Origin of the sequence: Lonsdalea populi, assembly GCF_015999465.1 — a bacterium.
Lineage (GTDB): Bacteria > Pseudomonadota > Gammaproteobacteria > Enterobacterales > Enterobacteriaceae > Lonsdalea > Lonsdalea populi.
In genome coordinates this window covers 3265702-3286327 of record NZ_CP065534.1, presented here as the reverse complement: position 1 = coordinate 3286327, position 20626 = coordinate 3265702, and the positions used below count along the sequence as shown (strand labels likewise).

22 protein-coding genes and 2 pseudogenes are annotated in these 20626 nt (G+C 52.6%); 7 read left to right on the top strand and 17 right to left on the bottom strand.

All coding sequences use genetic code 11. The annotated features are described in order from the left end of the window. Window positions 1-64 precede the first annotated feature (64 nt). The gene (lexA, locus tag I6N93_RS14525; protein WP_085689748.1) at window positions 65-676 is read left to right on the top strand and encodes a transcriptional repressor LexA; all 612 of its coding nucleotides are present in this window, start codon (window positions 65-67) and stop codon (window positions 674-676) included. A gap of 206 nt (window positions 677-882) precedes the next feature. On the opposite strand, the gene zur is transcribed toward lexA, so the two are convergent. Continuing rightward, window positions 883-1392 carry a zinc uptake transcriptional repressor Zur gene (gene zur / locus I6N93_RS14520; RefSeq protein ID WP_085689750.1) on the bottom strand — a complete coding sequence of 170 codons (510 nt, stop codon included), beginning with the start codon at window positions 1390-1392 and terminating at the stop codon, window positions 883-885. An 84-nt stretch (window positions 1393-1476) separates the two neighbouring features. Beyond that, window positions 1477-2178: a pirin family protein gene (locus I6N93_RS14515; RefSeq protein WP_085689752.1), complete on the bottom strand. Its 702-nt coding sequence runs from the start codon at window positions 2176-2178 to the stop codon at window positions 1477-1479. A 110-nt stretch (window positions 2179-2288) separates the two neighbouring features. On the opposite strand from I6N93_RS14515, the gene I6N93_RS14510 reads away from it, so the two are divergent. Next, on the top strand, window positions 2289-3185 hold the full coding sequence (locus I6N93_RS14510; RefSeq protein WP_085689754.1) for a LysR family transcriptional regulator: 897 nt from the start codon (window positions 2289-2291) through the stop codon (window positions 3183-3185). Window positions 3186-3274: 89 nt separating this feature from the next. On the opposite strand, the gene I6N93_RS14505 is transcribed toward I6N93_RS14510, so the two are convergent. The 8 genes from I6N93_RS14505 to I6N93_RS14470 all read right to left on the bottom strand — a co-directional run bounded on the left by I6N93_RS14505 (window position 3275) and on the right by I6N93_RS14470 (window position 8791). Then, entirely contained in the window at window positions 3275-4264 is a 990-nt protein-coding gene (locus tag I6N93_RS14505; protein WP_085689756.1) for a glutathione S-transferase family protein, read from the bottom strand. Window positions 4265-4405: 141 nt separating this feature from the next. Continuing rightward, window positions 4406-4801: a DoxX family protein gene (locus I6N93_RS14500; protein ID WP_085689758.1), complete on the bottom strand. Its 396-nt coding sequence runs from the start codon at window positions 4799-4801 to the stop codon at window positions 4406-4408. A 224-nt stretch (window positions 4802-5025) separates the two neighbouring features. Further along, on the bottom strand, window positions 5026-5313 hold the full coding sequence (locus I6N93_RS14495; RefSeq protein WP_085689760.1) for a YqjK-like family protein: 288 nt from the start codon (window positions 5311-5313) through the stop codon (window positions 5026-5028). Then, window positions 5310-5705: a phage holin family protein gene (locus I6N93_RS14490; RefSeq protein ID WP_085689762.1), complete on the bottom strand. Its 396-nt coding sequence runs from the start codon at window positions 5703-5705 to the stop codon at window positions 5310-5312. Before I6N93_RS14490 ends, I6N93_RS14495 begins: the two co-directional genes overlap by 4 nt. A gap of 5 nt (window positions 5706-5710) precedes the next feature. Continuing rightward, the gene (locus I6N93_RS14485) at window positions 5711-6019 is read right to left on the bottom strand and encodes a DUF883 family protein (RefSeq protein ID WP_085689764.1); all 309 of its coding nucleotides are present in this window, start codon (window positions 6017-6019) and stop codon (window positions 5711-5713) included. A gap of 142 nt (window positions 6020-6161) precedes the next feature. Beyond that, window positions 6162-6536 carry an EnvZ/OmpR regulon moderator MzrA gene (mzrA, locus tag I6N93_RS14480; RefSeq protein WP_085689766.1) on the bottom strand — a complete coding sequence of 125 codons (375 nt, stop codon included), beginning with the start codon at window positions 6534-6536 and terminating at the stop codon, window positions 6162-6164. 3 nt (window positions 6537-6539) lie between these two features. Next, window positions 6540-7214, bottom strand: a complete 675-nt coding sequence (locus tag I6N93_RS14475) for a DedA family protein (RefSeq protein WP_085689768.1) — start codon at window positions 7212-7214, stop codon at window positions 6540-6542. A gap of 623 nt (window positions 7215-7837) precedes the next feature. Beyond that, entirely contained in the window at window positions 7838-8791 is a 954-nt protein-coding gene (locus I6N93_RS14470) for a TerC family protein (RefSeq protein ID WP_085689772.1), read from the bottom strand. 384 nt (window positions 8792-9175) lie between these two features. Here I6N93_RS14470 and rlmG point away from each other — a divergent pair, with 384 nt between their 5' ends. The 4 genes from rlmG to copM all read left to right on the top strand — a co-directional run bounded on the left by rlmG (window position 9176) and on the right by copM (window position 11990). Next, a complete protein-coding gene (rlmG, locus tag I6N93_RS14465) occupies window positions 9176-10327 on the top strand; it encodes a 23S rRNA (guanine(1835)-N(2))-methyltransferase RlmG (RefSeq protein WP_085689774.1) in 1152 nt (383 codons plus the stop codon). Between the two features lie 84 nt (window positions 10328-10411). Then, a complete protein-coding gene (locus tag I6N93_RS14460) occupies window positions 10412-10708 on the top strand; it encodes a hypothetical protein (RefSeq protein ID WP_085689776.1) in 297 nt (98 codons plus the stop codon). A 233-nt stretch (window positions 10709-10941) separates the two neighbouring features. Beyond that, window positions 10942-11433 carry an ATP-independent periplasmic protein-refolding chaperone Spy gene (gene spy / locus I6N93_RS14455; RefSeq protein WP_085689778.1) on the top strand — a complete coding sequence of 164 codons (492 nt, stop codon included), beginning with the start codon at window positions 10942-10944 and terminating at the stop codon, window positions 11431-11433. A gap of 194 nt (window positions 11434-11627) precedes the next feature. Next, window positions 11628-11990: a CopM family metallochaperone gene (gene copM, locus I6N93_RS14450; protein ID WP_085689790.1), complete on the top strand. Its 363-nt coding sequence runs from the start codon at window positions 11628-11630 to the stop codon at window positions 11988-11990. Window positions 11991-12038: 48 nt separating this feature from the next. On the opposite strand, the gene I6N93_RS14445 is transcribed toward copM, so the two are convergent. The 7 genes and pseudogenes from I6N93_RS14445 to I6N93_RS14415 all read right to left on the bottom strand — a co-directional run. Beyond that, complete coding sequence (locus I6N93_RS14445; protein ID WP_232100167.1) at window positions 12039-12950, bottom strand: Csu type fimbrial protein; 912 nt, start codon at window positions 12948-12950, stop codon at window positions 12039-12041. A gap of 40 nt (window positions 12951-12990) precedes the next feature. Then, the gene (locus I6N93_RS14440; protein WP_099017454.1) at window positions 12991-15399 is read right to left on the bottom strand and encodes a fimbria/pilus outer membrane usher protein; all 2409 of its coding nucleotides are present in this window, start codon (window positions 15397-15399) and stop codon (window positions 12991-12993) included. Window positions 15400-15411: 12 nt separating this feature from the next. Then, window positions 15412-16200 carry a fimbrial biogenesis chaperone gene (locus I6N93_RS14435; RefSeq protein ID WP_085689782.1) on the bottom strand — a complete coding sequence of 263 codons (789 nt, stop codon included), beginning with the start codon at window positions 16198-16200 and terminating at the stop codon, window positions 15412-15414. 14 nt (window positions 16201-16214) lie between these two features. After that, complete coding sequence (locus I6N93_RS14430; RefSeq protein ID WP_085689793.1) at window positions 16215-16724, bottom strand: Csu type fimbrial protein; 510 nt, start codon at window positions 16722-16724, stop codon at window positions 16215-16217. A 72-nt stretch (window positions 16725-16796) separates the two neighbouring features. Beyond that, on the bottom strand, window positions 16797-17354 hold the full coding sequence (locus I6N93_RS14425) for a Csu type fimbrial protein (protein WP_085689784.1): 558 nt from the start codon (window positions 17352-17354) through the stop codon (window positions 16797-16799). Window positions 17355-18405: 1051 nt separating this feature from the next. After that, window positions 18406-19518 (bottom strand): annotated as a pseudogene (locus tag I6N93_RS14420) (IS3 family transposase). Then, a pseudogene (locus I6N93_RS14415) lies at window positions 19473-19853 on the bottom strand (hypothetical protein); the annotation flags it as partial. The pseudogenes I6N93_RS14415 and I6N93_RS14420, both read right to left, overlap by 46 nt. Before the next feature lie 329 nt (window positions 19854-20182). On the opposite strand from I6N93_RS14415, the gene I6N93_RS14410 reads away from it, so the two are divergent. Next, window positions 20183-20602, top strand: coding sequence for a DUF3757 domain-containing protein (locus tag I6N93_RS14410; RefSeq protein ID WP_085689786.1), 420 nt, complete (start codon window positions 20183-20185; stop codon window positions 20600-20602). Window positions 20603-20626: the final 24 nt, after the last annotated feature.

Genomic DNA, 20626 nt, shown 5'->3' with positions numbered 1-20626 from the left:
GTTCCCTTGGGCAGTTTCCCTGTATATACTCACAGCGAAACTGTATAAACAACCAGGGGGCGGAATGAAAGCTTTAACGACCAGACAACAGCAGGTTTATGATCTTATTCGCGATCATATCTCACAAACCGGTATGCCACCCACCCGAGCAGAAATCGCTAAACAACTGGGATTCCGCTCTCCCAATGCCGCTGAAGAACACTTGAAAGCTCTTTCTCGTAAAGGTGTGATTGAGATTGTCACCGGCGCGTCCCGCGGTATCCGTCTGTTAATGGAAGAAGAGTCGCTCGGCCTGCCTCTGATTGGTCGCGTGGCTGCAGGGGAACCGCTGCTGGCGGAACAGCATATCGAATGTCATTATCAGGTCGATCCGGCCATGTTTAAGCCAAACGCCGATTTTCTGCTGCGTGTGAGTGGTATGTCGATGAAAGATATCGGTATTCTGGATGGCGATCTACTGGCTGTGCATAAAACGCAGGATGTTCACAACGGTCAGGTGGTTGTGGCGCGCATTGAAGATGAAGTTACGGTAAAACGATTGAAGCAGCAGGGTAATAAAGTGCAGCTGTTGGCTGAAAACAAAGAGTTTGCACCTATCGTCGTCGATTTGAGCAAGGAAAACTTTTCCATTGAAGGGTTGGCCGTCGGCGTCATTCGCAACAGCGATTGGAGTTGATCGACCTGGTTTGCTGAACGCCCCGTTTATACCTCTTCCGTTGCGTTTGGTCTTTCTCGCCGAACGTAACGGTTGAAATGAAAACCGAACCAAAGGTTCCCCGCAAGCCTGAACCTCAATCCCTTCTCAAATTTACTATCTTCCTCAGATTCCATTCTCAGTACCACCGTTCGGCGCGATGACGCCGTACCTGCACTTTTTGCTGCTCAGCGCTTTTTGAGGACGATACTGTGGTCGTGGTTGCAGCTGTCGCGGTGATCACAGGCTTCAATTTTCCTGCATTCAACGCACAGGCCGTGCGCTTCAACTACACTGTGGCGCAGGGAGAATCCCGTCTGGAGCGCAATTTGTTGCAGTATTTCTTCAACGCCTTCAGTAGGGCTCTCCGTGACTTGGCGGCAGCGGTCGCAAATAAATAGTGCCGAGGTATGGCTGTGTTCTTCGAAATGGTGGCACAGCACGTAGCTGTTGGTGGATTCCACGCGGTGAATGAATCCTTGTTCAAGCAGGAAATCCAACGCACGGTAAACGGTGGGGGGCTTAGCCTGAGGTTCAGCGACGCGCAGTAGATCCAACAGGTCATATGCGCTGATAGCGCCTGGCTGTTGGACCATCAGCCGTAGCACTTCCTGACGCTGCGGCGTAAGTCGAACGTTGCGCTGCTGACACAGTCGCTCAGCATGGGCAAGAAGTTTGGCCGGATCGGTTGAATCCATCGCTATAACTCTGAAGAAAGTGGTGAGGATGATAATTTATCTTACCATGACTCCGTAGAAACGCCGAGTCAGGAGGGGAGCGCGTTACGCCACCAAATCGATCAACAGCGCCCGCATCGGCGTTTTTGCCTGCAGGGTAATGGCCGTCTCCTGCTGAATAAAGGCGCCGTCGCCGCAATGTAACGTTTTGCCCTCATCGGCTTTGCTACGGATGCCAAGTTCACCGTGGATGGACTGAATGTAGGCGCGATTACCCTTCAAGGGATGCGTCAACGATTCTCCGGAGGACAGATCCAGATGGTAAACCCAGACCTGTTGTCTTAGATGCAGGCTGCCGTTTTCGTCGTCCGGAGAAGCCAGCAATTGAGCGCGCTCGCCGTTCAGCGTCATACGTTGCAGCGCGCGATTTTCGCGTGTCGGGCAGGCATCCAGCCATAGCTGAATACGGGTCAGCGGCGTGTCTTTGGCAATATTCTGCTCGCTGTAGCTGAGGTTGGGCTGAGTCGCCAACAACATGACGTCGCCAGCTTTGGCTTGCGTGTGGTTGCCATTGCTGTCTCGATATTCGGCTTCGCCTTGCAGAAGAAGGTTAAGGATATCGACACGCGGATAGGTCCGCGCCTGGAAGGCGGTCTTGGGGGCCAGGACTTCCTGATTCAACACGCGCAGCGAACCGAATCCCAGCAGGTCAGGGTCAAAATAATGACCGAAAGAGAACGTGTATCGCGCCTGCAGCCACCCGTAGTCAGCCTTGCCGCATTGTTCTGCTGCTCTGCTAATGATCATGGTGTCCGGTCCTCGTAAGTATTCGACCCTGCGAGGGTAATAGGCTGGACGGTAGATTGTAAGCTAGTTAATCTGGTGGGGACGTTCAAAAATCCTGAATGAGAATATCTATGTCGAAAGATCGAGCGTTAACATTGGAAGCGTTAAGGGTGATGGATGCTATCGAGCGTCGGGGGAGCTTTGCGGCGGCGGCGGATGAGCTGGGCAGAGTGCCTTCGGCGCTGAGCTATACCATGCAAAAGTTAGAGGATGAACTGGACGTGGTATTGTTCGACCGCTCGGGTCATCGCACTAAATTTACTAATGTGGGAAGAATGCTGCTGGAGCGTGGGCGAGTCCTGCTGGAAGCGGCCGATAAGCTGACGACGGATGCCGAAGCGCTCGCCCGCGGCTGGGAAACCCATGTCACCATTGTCGTGGAAGCATTGGTGCCGACGGAACGCCTTTTTCCGCTGCTGGATAAGTTGGCGCAAAAGGCCAACACGCAGGTTTCTATTCTGACCGAGGTGCTGGCAGGCGCCTGGGAGCGACTGGAACAAGACCGCGCCGACATCGTTATCTCTCCGGATGTTCACTTCCGTGCGACGTCGGAGGTCAATACGCGCAAGCTCTATTCGGTGAAATGTGTCTATGTCGCCAGCCCGGATCATCCCATTCATAACGAGCCTGAACCGTTGTCCGAAGTCACCCGAGTCAAATATCGGGGGGTCGCCATTGCGGATACTGCGCGCGATCGCCCCGTGCTGACCGTGCAGCTGTTGGATAAACAGCCTCGCCTGACGGTGAGTACGATGGACGATAAACGCCGGGCTTTGCTCGCAGGATTAGGCGTTGCGACAATCCCCTACGAGTTGGTGGCTCAGGATATCGCCGAAGGACGGCTGCGCGTGGTTAGCCCAGAAAGCACTTTTGAGAGCCAGATCATCATGGCCTGGCGCCGTGACAATATGGGCGAAGCCAAGTCCTGGCTGCTACGGGAAATCCCCAAAGTATTGCGTGAGTCTTAATCACTTTCCGACCCGGCGAAACGGTAGTGCGGGAGTGCCACCCCATTCTGCCGTCCCGCTGATGCTGACCGTGATGTTGGCGACGGGAGTTAGCGGCTGAACCGTCTCTCTCGGTCGTGCGGTTTTATTAGCGCCAGCTCTGGGCCGACGGAAATAATGCCGTAAGGGTTAATCGTGGCATGGCTACGGTAGTAGTGGTGGCGAATGTGATCCATATTGACCGTCTCCGCGATACCCGGTAGTTGATAAATATCCCGCGTAAAACCGTACAAATTTTCATAATCCGTCAAACGCCAGCGATCGCATTTGAAATGAGTGTGGTAAACCGGGTCGAAGCGGACAAGCGTGGTCCACAGCCGCAGATCGGCTTCCGTCAGACGTGAGCCGGTCAGATAACGCCGTTGACTCAGACGTTGCTCCAGCCGATCCAGCGCTTCGAACAGCTGCGTGACCGCATCGTCATAGGCGTTTTGCTGCGTGGCGAAGCCCGCCTTGTAGACGCCATTGTTAACCTGAGGGTAAATCCACTCGTTCAGCGCCTCGATCTCTGTGCGCAGCGCCAGCGGATAGTAATCGCCAGGCATCGCACCCACGCCGTCAAATGTGCTGTTCAGCATGCGGATAATATCCGCCGACTCGTTGCTGACGATGGTCTGTTGCTGCGTATCCCACAACACCGGTACGGTCACACGCCCGCTGTAGTCTGGCTTGGCGTGCAGGTAAAGCTGATAAAGGTAGCGGTGTTGATAGAGTTTGTCGCCGGTGGTTGCCGGGAAATCGGTCGCAAACGTCCAGCCGTTTTCCAACATAAGAGGATGTACCACCGAGACGCCGATGTGCGTTTCCAATCCCTTCAGCTTGCGTAGCAACAGCGCCCGGTGCGCCCACGGACAGGCGAGCGAAACATACAGATGATAGCGTCCAGGCTCCGCGCGAAATCCGCCTTCGCCGCTGGGGCCGGGGCGGCCATCGGGCGTCACCCAATGGCGAAATGAGGTTTGGGGGCGTTGAAAATGTCCGCCCGTCGATGAGGTGTCATACCAGGAGTCGTGCCATTGCCCTTTAAGTAATTGTCCCATCGTGCTCTCCTCCCCAACGTGGTATCGCGCAGAACCGGCTCTTTCTTAAGTCCCAACCCACCTGCGCGAAGCAGTTTGAAGGCCGTGCGATTGGGTTTCACACGGCCGGTTGGAATAAGTACAGCATACCTGTATCGGGTATTACCACTTCTTATTTAGCAGGCGGTCGAGGCTATAGGCGCCGGGTCCGGTGACAAACAGCAGGAGGTAACCGCCGGTGATAGACAGATTTTTCACAAACATCAGCTCATTACCCGCCTGCGCAAAATCGTGGTGGAAAATAAGTGCGGTAAGCAGCGTAAATATCGCTGTCGAAATCGCCACGGTGCGAGTGAAGAAACCGAAGAGAATTGCCAGCCCACCACCCAGCTCCAGAAGAATCGTCAGGGGCAGCAACGCGCCGGGGATACCCATCGCCTGCATGTATTGCTGGGTTCCGGCATAGGCGTCGCCCAGCTTGCCGTAACCGGCGTAAATGAACAGTATCGGCATCAGGATACGGGCAACTAATATCAGGACATTGTCTGATTTTTTCATCAATTCTCTCTCCGGTCGGCATTGTGCGATTCAGCACGCTGATGATGATTAACTATCAATAATTAATCGATTTTTTAGCCGTGTTTGACGGTTGAGGGTGATATTAGAGGGGGATAGGAAAGTAAGACAGCAAGTAAAATTGTCTTTTTTATTCAATTAAATTGATTTCAAGGCGAAGGCGTAAAAAAGCCACACCTCAGAGGGTATGGCTACGTCTTTATGAGCTAGGAGCGTGGGAGAATGTTACGTACCAACTTTATCGCGCCCCAAACGCCTGCGGCCTTACGGGCGACCTTCAGCAGACGGCCGGGACGTCGTAGACCGACGACGGCTACAAGCCCAGCGCCGGCAATCAGATAGTTACGCATGCCAACGAGTTTTTGCCAATAGCGATCGCACGGTTCAGTCGCTTCAAGCCACTGCCTTTTTTCCGAGACCAGTTCAATGCGTTGCTGGTGGATGAGGCTCACCAGTCGCGCTTTTTCCTGTGCCAGATACCGTTTGCGGCTCACTTCAGCTTTTCCTCCAGCAGCGCACGATCGTTAGCCAGCTCTTTCCGGGTCTCTTTCAGCAGCGTAGTGCGGCGTGCGCGCAGCAGCGCCCAAAGGCCGCCGATAACTGCCAGCCCCAACAGAATTCCGGTTATCCAACAGAGCCCCAGCAGGCGATACTCAGGTTCCAGGCTCCAGATCACCAGTGCAATCAGGCACATCAGGCCAAAAGTGGTGAATATCAGGGTTAGCCCTACCAAAAGCAGCAATTGGATCAGATGACTCTTCTCTTGTTCAAGTTCAACGACGGCGAGCTTGACCCGCGTTTCAACCATTCCTGCTAGCAGGGTGATGATGCGTTTCACCGTTGCGACGCAGGCGATGGCGGGGCCTTGGCGTTCTTGATCGCTCATGGCGATTAACGACGTGCGAGCAAAATGCCGACGACGAGGCCGACGGCCGCGCCGATCCCAACGCCGGCCCAGGGTTTTTCACGAATATAATCTTCAGCCTTTCCGGTCGCTTCACGCGTGTGAGCTTTGATGCGCTCACCGGTTTCATTCAGGCGTGAACGGGATTCTTGCAGGACGCTCTCCGCTTTTTCGCGCAGTTTTTCCAGGTCGCCTTTGGACTTTTCGCTGGAGCTACGCAGCACTTCTTCCAGCGTGTCGCCCAAAGATCGTAATTCTTCACGCAGTTTCTGTTCTGAATTGGATTCACGAGACATAGCAAAACTCCCTAATGTTATGAAAGCTGATATTCAACTATAGACGATATTTCTATTGGCGTACGGTAAACCCTTGCGTGGGTTGAATGGATTGCAATACCGCGCTGCGGCAACGGGAGCTGGGTGAGATAACCTCGAGGGATTATCCCAAATGAGACGATGGCGGTGGAGAGTACTTCTGCGCGGGCTGACCGCTTTTCGCTATCTGAGTGACGACGTTGACCTGAGGCAGCGCCATTCGCAGCACGTCGCGCGCGTCTCTACTCTGTTCCGGACGAGAAAGCCGCACCACGATGCTGTCCTGCGCGAGAATGATGCTTTCAATACCGATGCCGCGCTCACTGAGGCGCTGATAAATGTAAAATCCATCCGGAAGCGTGGCGCCCTGACGCTGCGGGCTGATATGCAGCGTGACTTCATCGGGCGTATGGCGGGACGACGTGACCATGATAATAACGGGCAACAGCATCAACAGTAGACGCCAGACGGGCTTATTTTTCAGCCAGCGGCTCACCATGTCTTAATGTCCTTTTCCGCTATTGACGGCGCGTTTCTTGCGCCAGAGTACCACCAATGACCCCACCAATCCGATGCAGAGCAACACCAGCGGCAGCATCATAAGAAAAAACATCAGCTGGCCTTCGTACTTGCGAAAGACCGGCGTATTTCCCAGCGCATAGCCGAGAGAGACCAAAATAATGACCCACAGGAAAGCGCTCATCCAGTTAAAGAACTGGAAGCGGGCGTTATTCAGCCCGGAAAGGCCGGCGATCGTGGGCAGCAGCGTCCGGATAAACGCCAGAAAACGCGCAATCAGCAGCGCCGACAAACCGTGACGGTGGAACAACTGGTGCGCTCTTTGATGGTAATGCACCGGCAGGTGCGAAAGCCAACTTTGCACCAGCCTCGTATTACCCAGCCACTTGCCTTGCAGATAGCTCATCCAGCATCCCAGGCTGGCCGCCGTGGTCAGTAGAACGATGGTAAAAGGGTAGTTCATGGCGCCTTTGGCGATAAGGACGCCGACAAGAATCAACAGACTGTCGCCGGGCAGAAAGGCGGCGGGCAGCAAACCGTTTTCCAGAACGAGGATCAGGAACAGTAGCCCGTATATCGTCCAAACCAGCTTGGGGTTGGCGAGTATATCGAAGTTTTGGTGCCAGAGTGCGTTAAGAAGCTCTTTAATCATTTCCATCCGGTATTCCTGTACTGCGGCATGGGGATAAATTCTCTGCCCCCAATGAGTCACTGTAAGTTTCAGATCCTGCTGGTACAGCGTGAATTTGCGCCAAAAGGGCTTCTTTCAGCGAGAAGCAGGTTTAGCCTGATGCATCGGCAATGAAACGTTGCTCGATGACGCGTTATTTATTGATTTTATTATTCGAACGACTCCGGGCTTGAATGCCTGAATCGACGACGGCAATACAGCGGATGGTCATAACGGCGTGGAATTAGGGCGCGTTGAAATGACTGACATCCTGTTTCAGGGGGATAGCCTAATCTGCTACCGATAAACATAAAAAAAACGCCATAACTGTAACAAAATAGGTAGGGCTGAGATAGGGAAATATCAGCGGTAAAAGTCAGATAATTCGCGGTTTTAGCCGCGATAATCGTGGATACAGTCATATTTTACACTTACTGACAGAAATCGACGTTTTATGACCTTTTTTTCTATTGTCCCGATTATCTTCGCCCGGAAAAAGACGGCAAACAGGCACAGTATAGACAAGCCTAGCGATAATCTTAAAAAGAGAACGCCCGGTAAGGTTTTTACCGGGCGTTTTATTCAGGACCGTAAAAATGACGTTGATGAGGTTAGCGTGCCGCTCGCCGATTGACCCAGATATTGATCAGTATGGTGACCAACAGTATTGCCGCCACGATGCCAAGCGACAGCGAAACGGGGATATGGAAGAGATCGATCAACATCATTTTGACCCCTATGAATATCAGGATCACTGCCAGACCGTACTTCAGCAGTGAGAACTTTTCAGCCACGCCGGACAGCAGGAAGTACATGGCGCGGAGTCCCAGAATGGCGAAAAGATTCGAGGTCAATACGATAAAGGGATCGGTCGTCACCGCGAAGATAGCCGGGATACTGTCCACTGCGAAAATAACGTCGCTGATCTCCACCATGATCAGCACCAGGAACAACGGTGTGGCATAAAGCACGCCGTTCTGGCGGCTAAAGAAACGCTCGCCCTGCAGGGTATCCGTCATCCGCAGATGTTTGCGCAGCCAGCGTACCACCGGCTTGTCGCCAACCGCCGCGTCATCTTCTTTAGCCATCGCCATTTTGACGCCGGTAAACAGCAAGAATGCGCCGAAAATATACAGCAACCACTGGAACTGCGTCACCAGCCAACTGCCCGCGAACACCATGATGGTGCGCAGCACGATGGCGCCCAGGACACCGAAGATCAGCACGCGGCGCTGATACTGCGCGGGGATGGAGAAGTAACTGAATAGCATCAGCCAGACGAAGACGTTATCGACTGCCAGCGCTTTTTCAATCAGATACCCGGTAAAGAAGGCTAGCGCCTGTGCGTCGGCGATCTCCCGTCCCATCGTGCTGTTGAGATACCACCAGAAGCCAGCGTTGAACAGCACGGCCATCGTGACCCACACGATGGACCAACTGGCCGCCTGCTTAAATGTCATGACCGCCGATCCTTTTTTCCCCTGAGAGAAAAGGTCGATAGCCAGCATGACCACTACAATGGCAGCAAAGCTGCCCCATAACCACGGTGTGCCTATGGAAGCCATAGTTCATATCCTTAAAATGTAAAAACAAAACGGCCCACGTCGTAAGGCGTGGGCCGTTTGCGCACATTGTTCGCAAATGGACCTCGCCTTCCGGCAAGGTCTCACTTACAACTTAATGCGAGTATGCATTAAGGTTGCCCGGTAACCGAGTGCAAATGCACTGTAATGACGACTAACCGGCGAAGAAGTTACTCCCCTTTGCGTGACTAAAGATAGGTGAAATATTGACCCCGGTCAAACCGATCTCGCCCGTTGTCCGGTGGAGCACGGCTACGCTGCCGCCAGCTGTGCTCGAACGACGGAAACGCAATGTGAGAAAAGCATTTACTGCCGCGTTCTTTTAGGGGATAAACAGCGCAAATTTGCATTTTCACAGGAGAGGCGATGAGCCAACTCAATCTGGAAACGAGCAGCTTAACGCTGGTGCGCTATCCCCTTTCGGCTCAGGAGACCGCGCTGCAGGCCTGGGAAGCAGCCGACGAATATCTGTTGCGCGAACTGGCGGACATGCCGTTGGGCGACGGACCCCGCCTGATTTTCAACGATGCGTTCGGCGCGCTGGCCTGCGGGTTGCAGGCGCAATCGACTTGCAGCATCAGCGATTCGTACCTCAGCCAGCTGGCGACGAGGCACAATCTGGCGCTGAACGGTTTTGACGCCGATGGGGTCACGCTGCTGGATAGTCTGTCGGATCTGCCCGCCGCTCCTGCGCTGGTCGTGATTAAAGTCCCGAAGACGCTGGCGCTGCTGGAAAACCAACTGCGGATGCTCAGTCAAGTGGTGACGCCGCAGACGGTCGTCATTGCCGGGGCGAAGGCGCGCGACATTCATACCTCGACGCTTGCGTTATTCGAACAGATCCTGGGCCCGACCAAGACGTCGCTGGCCTGGAAAAAAGCGCGTTTGGTTCATTGCCAGCCCGACGGCCGGGGCGCGAGTGACCGCTTGCCGCTGACCGAATGGCCGGTGCCCGAACACGATTTACAAATAGTCAGCCACGCCAACGTCTTCGCGCGCGGCGGGCTGGATATCGGCGCACGACTCTTTATTCAGCATTTACCGCAGCAGTTGGAAGGCAAGGTGGTCGATCTGGGCTGCGGCAAGGGCGTCGTGGGACTGACTGCCCTCGACCTGAATCCTCAAGCCACCATCAGCTTCCTGGATGAATCTTATATGGCCGTGGCCTCCAGCCGGAAGAACGTGGCGCTGAACCGACCGCGGGATCTCGACCGCTGCGGGTTTGCGGTGAATAACTCTCTGACCGGTATCGCCGACGGGAGTCTTCAGGCCGTGCTGTGCAACCCGCCGTTTCATCAGCAGCAGGCGATCTCGGGCGACATCGCCTGGCAGATGTTTACGGATGCGAAGCGTTGCCTCGGCGTCGGCGGGGAACTGCGGATTGTCGGCAATCGCCACCTGAACTATTTTCAGAAGCTAAAGCGTCTGTTCGGCAATTGCGAAACCCTTGCCAGCAATCCGAAATTTGTTGTGCTGCGCGCCATTAAAAGCGCTGTCAAACGCCGCGAGTCCGATTAACGTAGTTTGAGTCTGAAGGGGGCGATTTGTGGTCAAGTGAGACTGTCATTATAATTCGCTGGATAGTCAGGCAAAGGAATCTCTATGTGTATTGATGAGTGGGAAGCGCGGCTGGACAGTGCGCTGCAGGCGCTGGAATCCAGCGTGCGGCAACAACAGCAGCGCTGGCACGAGCACGTTCATCAGCTCAATGTGCAGTTGACGCTGGCCCGGGAGCAGGAAGCGGAACTGAGAGACCAAATAGAGACGCTGGTGACGCGGATGAATTCCGTTAGCGCTTCGCCGGAAAGAAACCCTCTGCTGCAGAAGGTCAATGTTATCCGTGCCCATATTGATGCGCTGGCCAAAGATGCAGAGGCGTTCTGCCAGTCTTTGCCCTGACAGATGAAAGGAGAGGCATGAGTCGCTCTCCTTTATCTCCTCGCCGTCCTGCTAGTTTCTATGTTTGCTTACGTAATATTGTCACTTTGCCCACAAATGGCGATATTCTCGCCCGTTGTCCTTTCAAAGCTTTACCCTTACTCTCACTATCTTAAATTCTGTGACCTATACTCATCCCTGAGAACGAATGATAAACAGCATTCATGCTGATAAACCATATATGAGGGAAGTTTATGTCTAAATTAACCGCTATCGTGATTGCTTCCGCGCTGGCTTTCGGCGCGGCTGGCTCTGCTAACGCACAGGACAGCAAACCAGCGATGCCGCATGGCGAGCAAATGATGAAGCATCATGGACCGGGCGAAGGGATGGAACATGGCATGATGTTCAAAGGCCTGAACCTGACCGCAGACCAGAAACAGAAAATTCAAGATATCATGGAGACCGCTCGTAAAGATGTGCCTCGCCCAGCGCCGGAAGACCGCACCGCAATGCATAACGTCATCGCCGCCGACAGTTTTGACGCGGCCAAAGCCGAAAGCCTGGTCGACAAAATGGAAGAGGCCGGCAAGGCGCGCATGCTGAAACATCTCGAAACGCAGAATAAGATTTACAACGTGCTGACGCCGGAACAGAAAAAACAGTTCAACGCGAACTTTGAAAAGCGTCTGGCCAAAGGCGAACACGCGCCTAAGCCCGATCACACGCCTAAAGCCGAGCAATAATCATCGGCTTGTTAACCGCCGGAGTGACTCTGTCCGTCACTCGGCGGTTTTTTATCGGCTGTCGTTCCATGCTTTCTCCGTGTGACGACGGTTTTACGCTCCTCCATCGGCATTTTCTTGCGGTGAGTCTTGACCTTTCCCCCGATCAAAAGGGTATGTTTTCTCTTCCCCCCACCATGATGAGGTAATCGATGATGAAGCATCGTCACTGGCTGTTAGTTGGTTTTCTTCTGGCTCCATTAAGCGTGCTGGCGGCTGAAAGCACTCACGATGGAAACCATAAGACCACCAATTCAGCGGATTTCGAGCAGGCTTATCAGCAAGATACGGAAAACATGCATCGCGATATGACGAAAAACATGTCGAGTCAGAATCCCGACGTCGCCTTTGCGCAAGGTATGATCGCGCACCATCAGGGCGCGATTGCGATGGCGAAGACACAGCTGCGATTCGGCAAAGATCCCGAGCTGCGTAAATTGGCAGAAGCTATTATCAAAGCGCAGCAGCCTGAAATTGAACAGATGCAAAAATGGCTGAAGCAGCACCCGGGTCAATAGTTAATCAGGGCAAGGCAGACCGGGTCCGGTCCGCCTGTCTTTGCCCGGCTAATAGGTTACGGTAACGGTTACCGTATCGCTGTAGGATCCTGCCGGTACATTGTCCTGATTTGGGTTGATCTTCGCGGTGTAGCTGATGCTTTGCGAATTCCCCGAACCTGTGGCGCCGTAATCGTTATCGCTGGTCCACGCGGTGCCATCTGATCGGTAGAACTGATATTGCAAAGAGTAGGTGGAGCCATTAATAAGTGCGTTCATTTGCCGCCAACTACTGCTGCCGGCATTGAGGCTGGTGAGGTCGACGGAGTAGGTGGCGTTGCGCGTACACTGCACGCTGAGCGCATTGCTGACGGCGGAAAAACTGCTGGGAAGCGCCTGGGTGCCGAAGTTAACGTCCGGCGCGCTGTCGATATAGCAGTCGTTGGTGACGACCATGGATACTGGGACGACCGAGGTGTCTGTCCCTGTGGTGTAGGCGCAGATGCCCAATACCCCGACAAAACAGATTTTGTAGTACCAGGATAGCGTGATGTTGTCGGTATAGGTGCCGGCGGCCACATTGGTACCTGTCGACGTCCTCAGATAGACGGGCAACGACCCATCGCTGGAGTTGAATAGTCCCAACAACCCGAGCAGTGTGGTGCTGCTCCATTTGATGGTATCCCCAATCGGGTAGGTGGTGCTGCAGCCGGAGTCCTTGCAAATGGTGTAGGGGATGTATTCACCGGTACTGGCATTATACAACCGCGGCGTGGCGCCGGAAGCGTTGGTGGTTGACGCAATGGTAGCGGTCACAGTGTTGGTGCTGATCAATGATAGCAGGCTGCCGGAGCAGGTGAACCCGCTGCCGGATTGCACCGTTTGCGCGGTGCCGGCGAGCGTAAACGAACTGATTGAGCCGAATGACGAGCTGCTGGACGACGAGCTACAGCCAGCATAGGCGGTGGACAGGCTCGACATCCCTAAAAGCAGTATCATAAATAACCGAAAAAAAATCATATTATTGATCCTTCGAGGGCGCGGTATCCGCCCTGGTTTCCGTAGCTGTACACACTTTCTCTCCTAGAATGGCGATGCCCGGCTTGTTATCCGGTAAATCGATATTTACTTCACAAGTACCGCTGTCTGACCGTTGAACAAGAAGTTTGATGTGCGGCGTGACCTGTTCCATAAACACCTGACCGTCATAGCCGACGATGGCGGTTTTTGCGCTGACGGTATCCGTGACGTAAGAGCCCACTGGTAGCGCCGCTTTCTTGTCGTCCACCAGATTAAGGTTGACCGAATGCACCTGCCGGACGCTGAATCTCACCAGCGCGCCGCTGCCTTCCTTCACCGCGATGCGTCGTTCCGTCTCGGGGGCATCAATGCCTAAAGGGAGATCCAGCGTATCGATTTCGACGCGGGCCGGATAATAGGCGCTGACCCAGGGCACCAGGATGTGACCGGTATTGCTGGTCGTGCCAACCTGCTGGTTTTCATATTTGACCGGAACATCGGGATAGCCGTCGGTGCTGACGACGATAAAGGCGTCGTTAATCTTATTGGCCGCGAAAAACGTGTTGTCCATATACAGCACTGAACCGCTGAGATCGCCCCAGTAGTTGTAAGCCGAGGCCGCACCGTACATGCCCGTCTGATAGGTCGCCCGCTGTGTTTTCCAGGTGAGGCTGGCCTGCTGGTCGTGGCTGTCGCCGCCCGAGTAGGCGACGTTCCAGCCCAGCCCGCCTTCTGTCGGCGTGGTGCGCGTCATCGACACGCGTTCGGTATACTCGCCCACCGAGTTTTTCTGCACGCTGGCGGTAGCGGATATGCCGTTGTCCAGAGGCACGATCATTTGCAGTAGCGCGCCGTAGCCGTGACTCCCGATGTTCTTATTTAATGAGAAATACATGCTGGCCTTGTCCCAAATCGACCAGCTGTAGGAGAGGTTGGACAGACGAGTTCGAGTATCGTCATAAGCGAGGATATCGAAGTAGCCAAGCCCCAGCGTACCGTTACCGCGTCCAAAAGGCGTCGTACTGAAGGTTATCTGATCGGACTGTTTGCTGAGGTGGCCGCCGCTGGAGGCGACGCTCAAATCCTGGTAGTTTTTGCTGCGTTCGGCATGCTGAGCCGCAATCCCCATCGTATTCGCGTAGTAGGAGTAGCCCACGACGAACTGCTCGCCCTGACCGTTATCCTGACTATGGCTGTAGGCGCTGCTCAGCGTGCCCCAGTGGCCGATGGCGAGATCGCCGCCCACACCGCCGAGCAACAGATTTTCGGAGGTTTCCAGATGACTTGACAGCGTCAGCCAGTTAGTCAGGCCGCGACGATAAATGCCGCTGGCCGCCGCCTGGCCATAATCCGCATCTTTCACGCCGTAGTTGCGGCGCAAAACGCCGAGAGACACATCGAAGTCATCTAATCCTTTACGCAGCAAGGCGTTAGACACGTAAAAGGGGACGCTGGTGGATACCTGCCGTCCCAGCGCATCGGTCGTGATGACCGTCGCTTCGCCCGCGCCATTGATATAGGGCACGTTGGTGAGCGTGAAAGGACCGGAATTCAGCGAGGCACTGCTGGCCTTGTAGCCATTGATAAACAGATCGACCGTACTCGGTAACGGGTTTGCCCCGGCGTACTGAATCAGCGGGTAGGTGACGATATCCGGACGTACTGCGAAATCGCGGCTAAACCGCACGCCTCCCATACGTACTGAATTGCTCCAGGTCAGCGAATTACTGATGAAATCGCCCGCCTGAAAGGTGTGCATATCGTCGATATCATTGTAACGCCAGAAGGTGTCGTAACGCAGATACCCTTTGTTACGGTTGCCGTCTTGATCGTTACTGAAATAGTGTGAGTAGGTCCCCGTATTGGAAATAAGGGCGTAATCGTTGAACAGCCGCTGTTCCAGCCAGGTGGTCAGGCTTTGTGAGGATTGATAGCCCTTGAAGTAATACGCATCGTAGTTAAACGCCAGGCCGGGCGTGCTCTGTGCTTCCGTCGCCTTGACCATCTCCCCGCTGTTGGCCGACTGCTCTGGCAGCCATTCCAGTGGAACGGTCAGATTCAATGACTGATTGCCGGAGTCATAGTAAACCTTCACCCTGGGGAGCGTGTTGACGTCGACCCAGCCGGAACGTTGCGTCCCGATACGGATGTGGCTTTTGGCTAAAACGCCCGATTCCACCAAGAAGTGTCCGCGATTGTATTGCACCGGAACCACCTGTCGATCTGAGACGCCGTTCACTATCAACGTCAGGTAATACGTGGTGTTCTCGACGGTGGGCGCAGTCTGAGGTGGTTTGGGTAAATCGCCATACTCTTCCGCAGCAGCAGCCGGATCGCCATACGCGACAACGAGCAGGGGGATGACCCCGATATAGCGCCGCAGCCAATATCCATGGCATAAAATAAGCATTCTTTTCCCTCATTAAGGCGCGGGGCTGATGAGCGTTGGCGGATGGTTATCGGCTAATTGAGCGTAGAGATGGCTCTGCATTACAGGGCGTTTATTCACAGGCAGCGGCCAGCGGACTTCCTGCCCCGGCAGAACATAAGCAAAAAAACCCTGAGCCAGCGAAATTGACGATTTGGTCGCGCGCGGCTTATCGCCAAAGAAGGCATTGCTCAGCCGTGCATGGACGATGCCGCTGTTTTTGATGGCAAGCTCTGTCTGCTCACCGTTGCGGATCAGGCGCCAACTGAGTAAGGGGTGGGTTAACATCGAATCGTCCGAATGTTTATTTTTCGGCGGTTTGAGCGCGATACCGTCGCCCGTCATAAACAACGGCAGCAAATAGCGCATCTGCAGCTTCAGCCCGGATTGCGTTTTATCGGCGGTGTTGAGCGTTGGGATTTCATCGATCACGATGCGATAGGCGCGTTCGCTTTGCGGCGCGATGGGGATCGTTTTCATCAGCCGGATCATCTGACGCTGATTCGGCGGTACGGTGGCGAAAGGTGGGCTGGCGATAGCATCGGTCTGATTCGCGTAGCGATCCTTGCCGTCCTGCTGCTGCCAGGCCAAGACGCGGATCTGCAGCGTCACTGGCGTTGAACCGCGGTTTTCCAGCCACAGGGCGGATCCCTTTTCATCCGACTCGATGACCTGATAAATCGGCCACACCAGAACCGAGCTGGCCGCCAGGGCGGAAGCGGTGAATAAACCGAGCAAAGTTGCAAAGAGCGTCAAATGCCATTTTGTGAGTATTTTTTCCATTTTATTGGGTAATTTCAATAAGTAAGTGTGACTGTGACTGTGTCTGTATACGTGCCTGCCGAAGGTTGGATGTTGGACGAAAACAGACGGCCATAGACTGGATAAGTTTGCGTACCGGTGGGAAAAGAAGAAACACCATAGGCCAGAGAACCCGTTCCCCAGACGATGCTGCGTCCGGCATCTTGATAGAGCTGGTAGGCGATGGTGTCGCTACTGTTATTTCTTGCCATGTAGCGGGACGAGCTGCTTCCGCCATTCACCCCATAGTCCATAGCAATACTGATGGCGAGCCCGGGTGTGCATGTCACGACAATGGAGCTGCCACCGCTGGTACTGGTAACATCAACGTTGCTGTCCAAAAAGGCCTTCTCGCCAAAGTTCAAGGTGCCTAAATGGGATGCCGTACTTCTGGCGCTATTGCCGAAGACGCAGCCGCTGTTGATGATTGCCGCTACCGTAAACTGCTTGCTGACGCTGCTTGCCGAAGTACATGGAGAGACGAGCAGGCTGGCGAAGATCGGCATCCACTGCCATAAGCGCTTCACCAAACCCGCCTTAATAACGAACCTCAATGCGTTTCTCCCTGATTGCCTGCTCTACCAGGACAGTGTGGCGGTTACGATATCTGTATAAGTACCGGATGCAGGGGCGGTCGTGGACTGGTCCGCCGGAGAAATACGGCCATAAATCGGGATGTTCTGCGCGCTACCGTCGGCATTCAGAGACAGAGAGCCATTGATCGCGATTTCGGAACTACGGCTGCTGTCTGAATACAGGTGGTAAGGGATCACGGTGCTGCCACCGTTGGATGACAAATTACGAACGGAGGAAGTACCGTATAAACCGCCATCCAAAGCCAGAGAAGGAGACAGGCCATTACTGCAGGTGATGGATACTGTGCTGCTGCCATCTTTGCCGATAACGGTACCGTTAACGGCGTTGGTCAGGTCGGCGTATTCACCAAAGTTCAAGGTTCCCCATTCGTTCGCCCCACTGGATGAATTGTTATTGGAAACCGTACAGCCTTCCCCAATGGTCAGTTGAACGCCAATCTCGCCGGTCAGTGACCCGGTAGCCGCATGAGCAGCGGCAACAAAAGACAGGGTTAGCGCGGTGCTCAATAGGGAAAGAGCAAGTGAACGAACTGTTTTCATATTATTCCTCAGTCATAGATGACCATTTCTTTATATGTGTCCTTAAGATAAAGAGACATATATAGGTAGGGTGATTGAAGTTTACAGCGCTTATTATTAATAGTGGCAAGCGATGATAGACGTTAATCAATTAAATGGCAGAATATTAATAACCAGGAATTCATTATTAGTTGAATGAACTTACCGACTTCTCCTATTTTGTTTGGATATATTAATTTTAATTATAGGTGCTTTGAGTACTAAGCCAAATTCAGAGGGTAATTAATTTTAATATATTGTGTTTTTCTTTATTTTTGATTTTATATGCTTTTTTTTTATCTTTTATGGTTTAAAGTACTGGCTTTGGTGTGGGGTTAGCGTGATGAGTCCCTCAATTTTTTCCTTATTATCCGTGGAGTAGCGGCTTTTCTGCTCCGAATAGGATAGATGAATGTTATTGGTTGAAGTATTGAAGTAAAAATAGTTAATCTCGGTCATTAATTATTCTGCTTGGATGATGTAATATTCACGAGTCTAGATGACTATAGAATAAATTATCCTATTTACCCCCGTTTTTTAATTCATGGTGAATTAAGGTATATCAGTCAGTTAATAAGGGTAAGGTGTCAAAGGACACCCTGAGTAAATAAGATGAGGGAGGTGATGAATCAATGTCTGGCATTAATGCATCGCAAGTCTACGCTCGTATTGTTCTCCGTTATGCCGGAAAACTTCCTGTCTTATCCATTTCGTTTATTCTTTCCTTATTATGAAGATGTTTATTTAACACGGACGGCATAGGGTTGCGCGCTACATTTTCATTCTCACTCTTTCTTTACGGCAACGTCGTGGTGAGTTTAGGTGTTGTTCGCATTGGTGGGGTAAAGTCCGGATCAAGCACGCTTGGCACCTCAGCTTGATTAATGTGCTACGCCCAGTTAGCCGTCCCCCGGCCAATGCGCTTCGAAGCGACTGCAGACGCATTGCCTGATGGATCGCTGCTATCGATCAAAATCGAAAAATTGATCATCATAAGTGGTTATAAAACAAACAAATTGTAAGCACACCCGTTTTAGTTCCACGCATTTTTTGAGAGTTCCGGTTTTTCAGCCATTAGCCGGTACTCTTCCGGTGTCAGGTTATTCAGGGATTCATGAGGCCGCTCGCTGTTGTATTCCGTCAGCCAGCGCTCTGTGATTTCCCGTGCCTCGTTCAGTGTTCTGAACAGGTAAAAATCCAGTATTTCTGTCCGGTATGTCTGGTTAAAGCGTTCGATAAAAGCATTTTGCGTTGGTTTACCCGGCTTTATAAACTCCAGCATCACACCATGCTCTTCAGCCCACTGTGCCAGAGTCAGTGAGACTCATTCCGGCCCATTGCCCATCCGTATCTTCAGTGGATATCCGCGGTTTGCCACTATCCTATCCAGTACCCGGACGACACGCTGAGCCGGGATATTCAGATCGATTTCTATCGCCAGCACCTCACGGTTAAAATCATCCACCACGTTGAAGGTTCTGAAGCGTCTGCCGCAGACGAGCGCATCATGCATAAAATTAATGGACCAACTCTGGTTCACCGCTCCCGGTGTGGCCAGCGGAACCGGATTACGCAATGGCAGTCGTTGTTTTCCTTTGCGACGAAAATTCAGTTTCAGCAGGCAGTAAATCCGGTGTACACGCTTATGATTCCAGGTATTTCCCTGCCTGCGAAGAACCTGAAATAGCTTCTTGAAGCCGTAGCGAGGATAGCGTTCAGCCGCCTCAGTCAGGCTCTGGATCACCGGTTCATCACGTCGTGTATCCGGTTGATAACGAAACACCGTCCTGCTCAGCGATGACGTCCTGCATGCCTGGCGTATGCTCATCGTAAACTGCGTCGTCAGATAGCTGACAAACTCACGCTTTATCGCTGGCTTTGAAGCTTTTTTTTCTATGACGTCCTTCAGTGCCCGGTTTTCGAGGCTCAGATCGGCAAACATCTGTTTGAGCCGCCGGTTCTCTTCCTCCAGATCTTTGAACTTTTTAATATCTGCAGCTTCCATCCCGCTATACTTCGCCTTCCAATTGTAATAGCTGGCTTCAGAAATAGCGGCCTCGCGACACACATCCTTGACGGTCCGTCCAGCTTCGACAGACTTCAGAACGGCGATGATCTGATGTTCGGTGAATCGGGCTTTACGCATGGCGATCTCCTCATGGGGACATATTCAGTATGCCGGAAGATCTCTAAATGTGAATGGGACGTTTTATCGGGATACTTACAATTCCTTACAAACACCCAGCTCACCTTTTCCACATCCCCGAAGCCGCCCACGTTACTGGGCATGATCCCCATCATCTGCGGCGGCACACGATGCGCGGCCATCATGTCGTCACGGCTGACGTTCTTGATGCCCAAAAGCTCATCTTTCGCGATCACCTCGGGCAGCGGGATGATCTGAATGCCGTCCTTTTTGCCGTTCGGCGAGTACATAAACAGGTTGCGGAAGTTGCCCGGTCCCTTGTCGCTTTTCATCGCCTACGGATGTTGATCGGGGATTTGTGACGCACGAAAGCGCGGAACGTGAGCGCGAGACCATCGAAACTTCAACATCAATATTTGTTTAATATTTGAGGTAAATACGATGAAAGGGATCATATAGACTGGTTATTCTTTGGTTCCTCCTTCACACACGCTGAAATCATCCCTCCTTAATGAGACTCACTGCTTCTATTATTTTTACTGTTAAATTCCGTGAATATTATAGACTTACCATGAATCATATGGCATAAATCACCTGCGCTGTGACAGTGATGAGTTCAATAGCGTCATCCAAAGGACTAGCAGTATTAAAAAGGATTTAAAATATGTCAGCTAATAGCAAGTTAATTATTTCTTTACTCTCTTTTCTTATGATTGGTCATGCTGAAGCGACCGTATTTTCATGTCCATCAATTAATAAGATAAAACAAAATAAAGCCGACTCAGGCTACAGTTATAAGGCTAACGCTGGGAATAACATGAAATGGACGGGCGAGAACCCTTATGCCGAAAAAAATGATCTGCAAAACGTTTCATTCAAAGAGGCCTATATTCTCAACGTCAAGAATCTGGTTGCTTGTGATTATGTAGGCCAGGACAATGTTTCCGGAATGAGGATGTCTCTCACATTAAAATGGCCTGTAAAACCATTAGGGGAATATTGGCAAGATGAGAAGCAATCCGACGGCAGTGTGTTTGTTCACTGCACATCCTCCAATCCAGAGGATTGCGTGTTTAGCCAATAAGCTTTCATCATAGAGAGCTGCTGA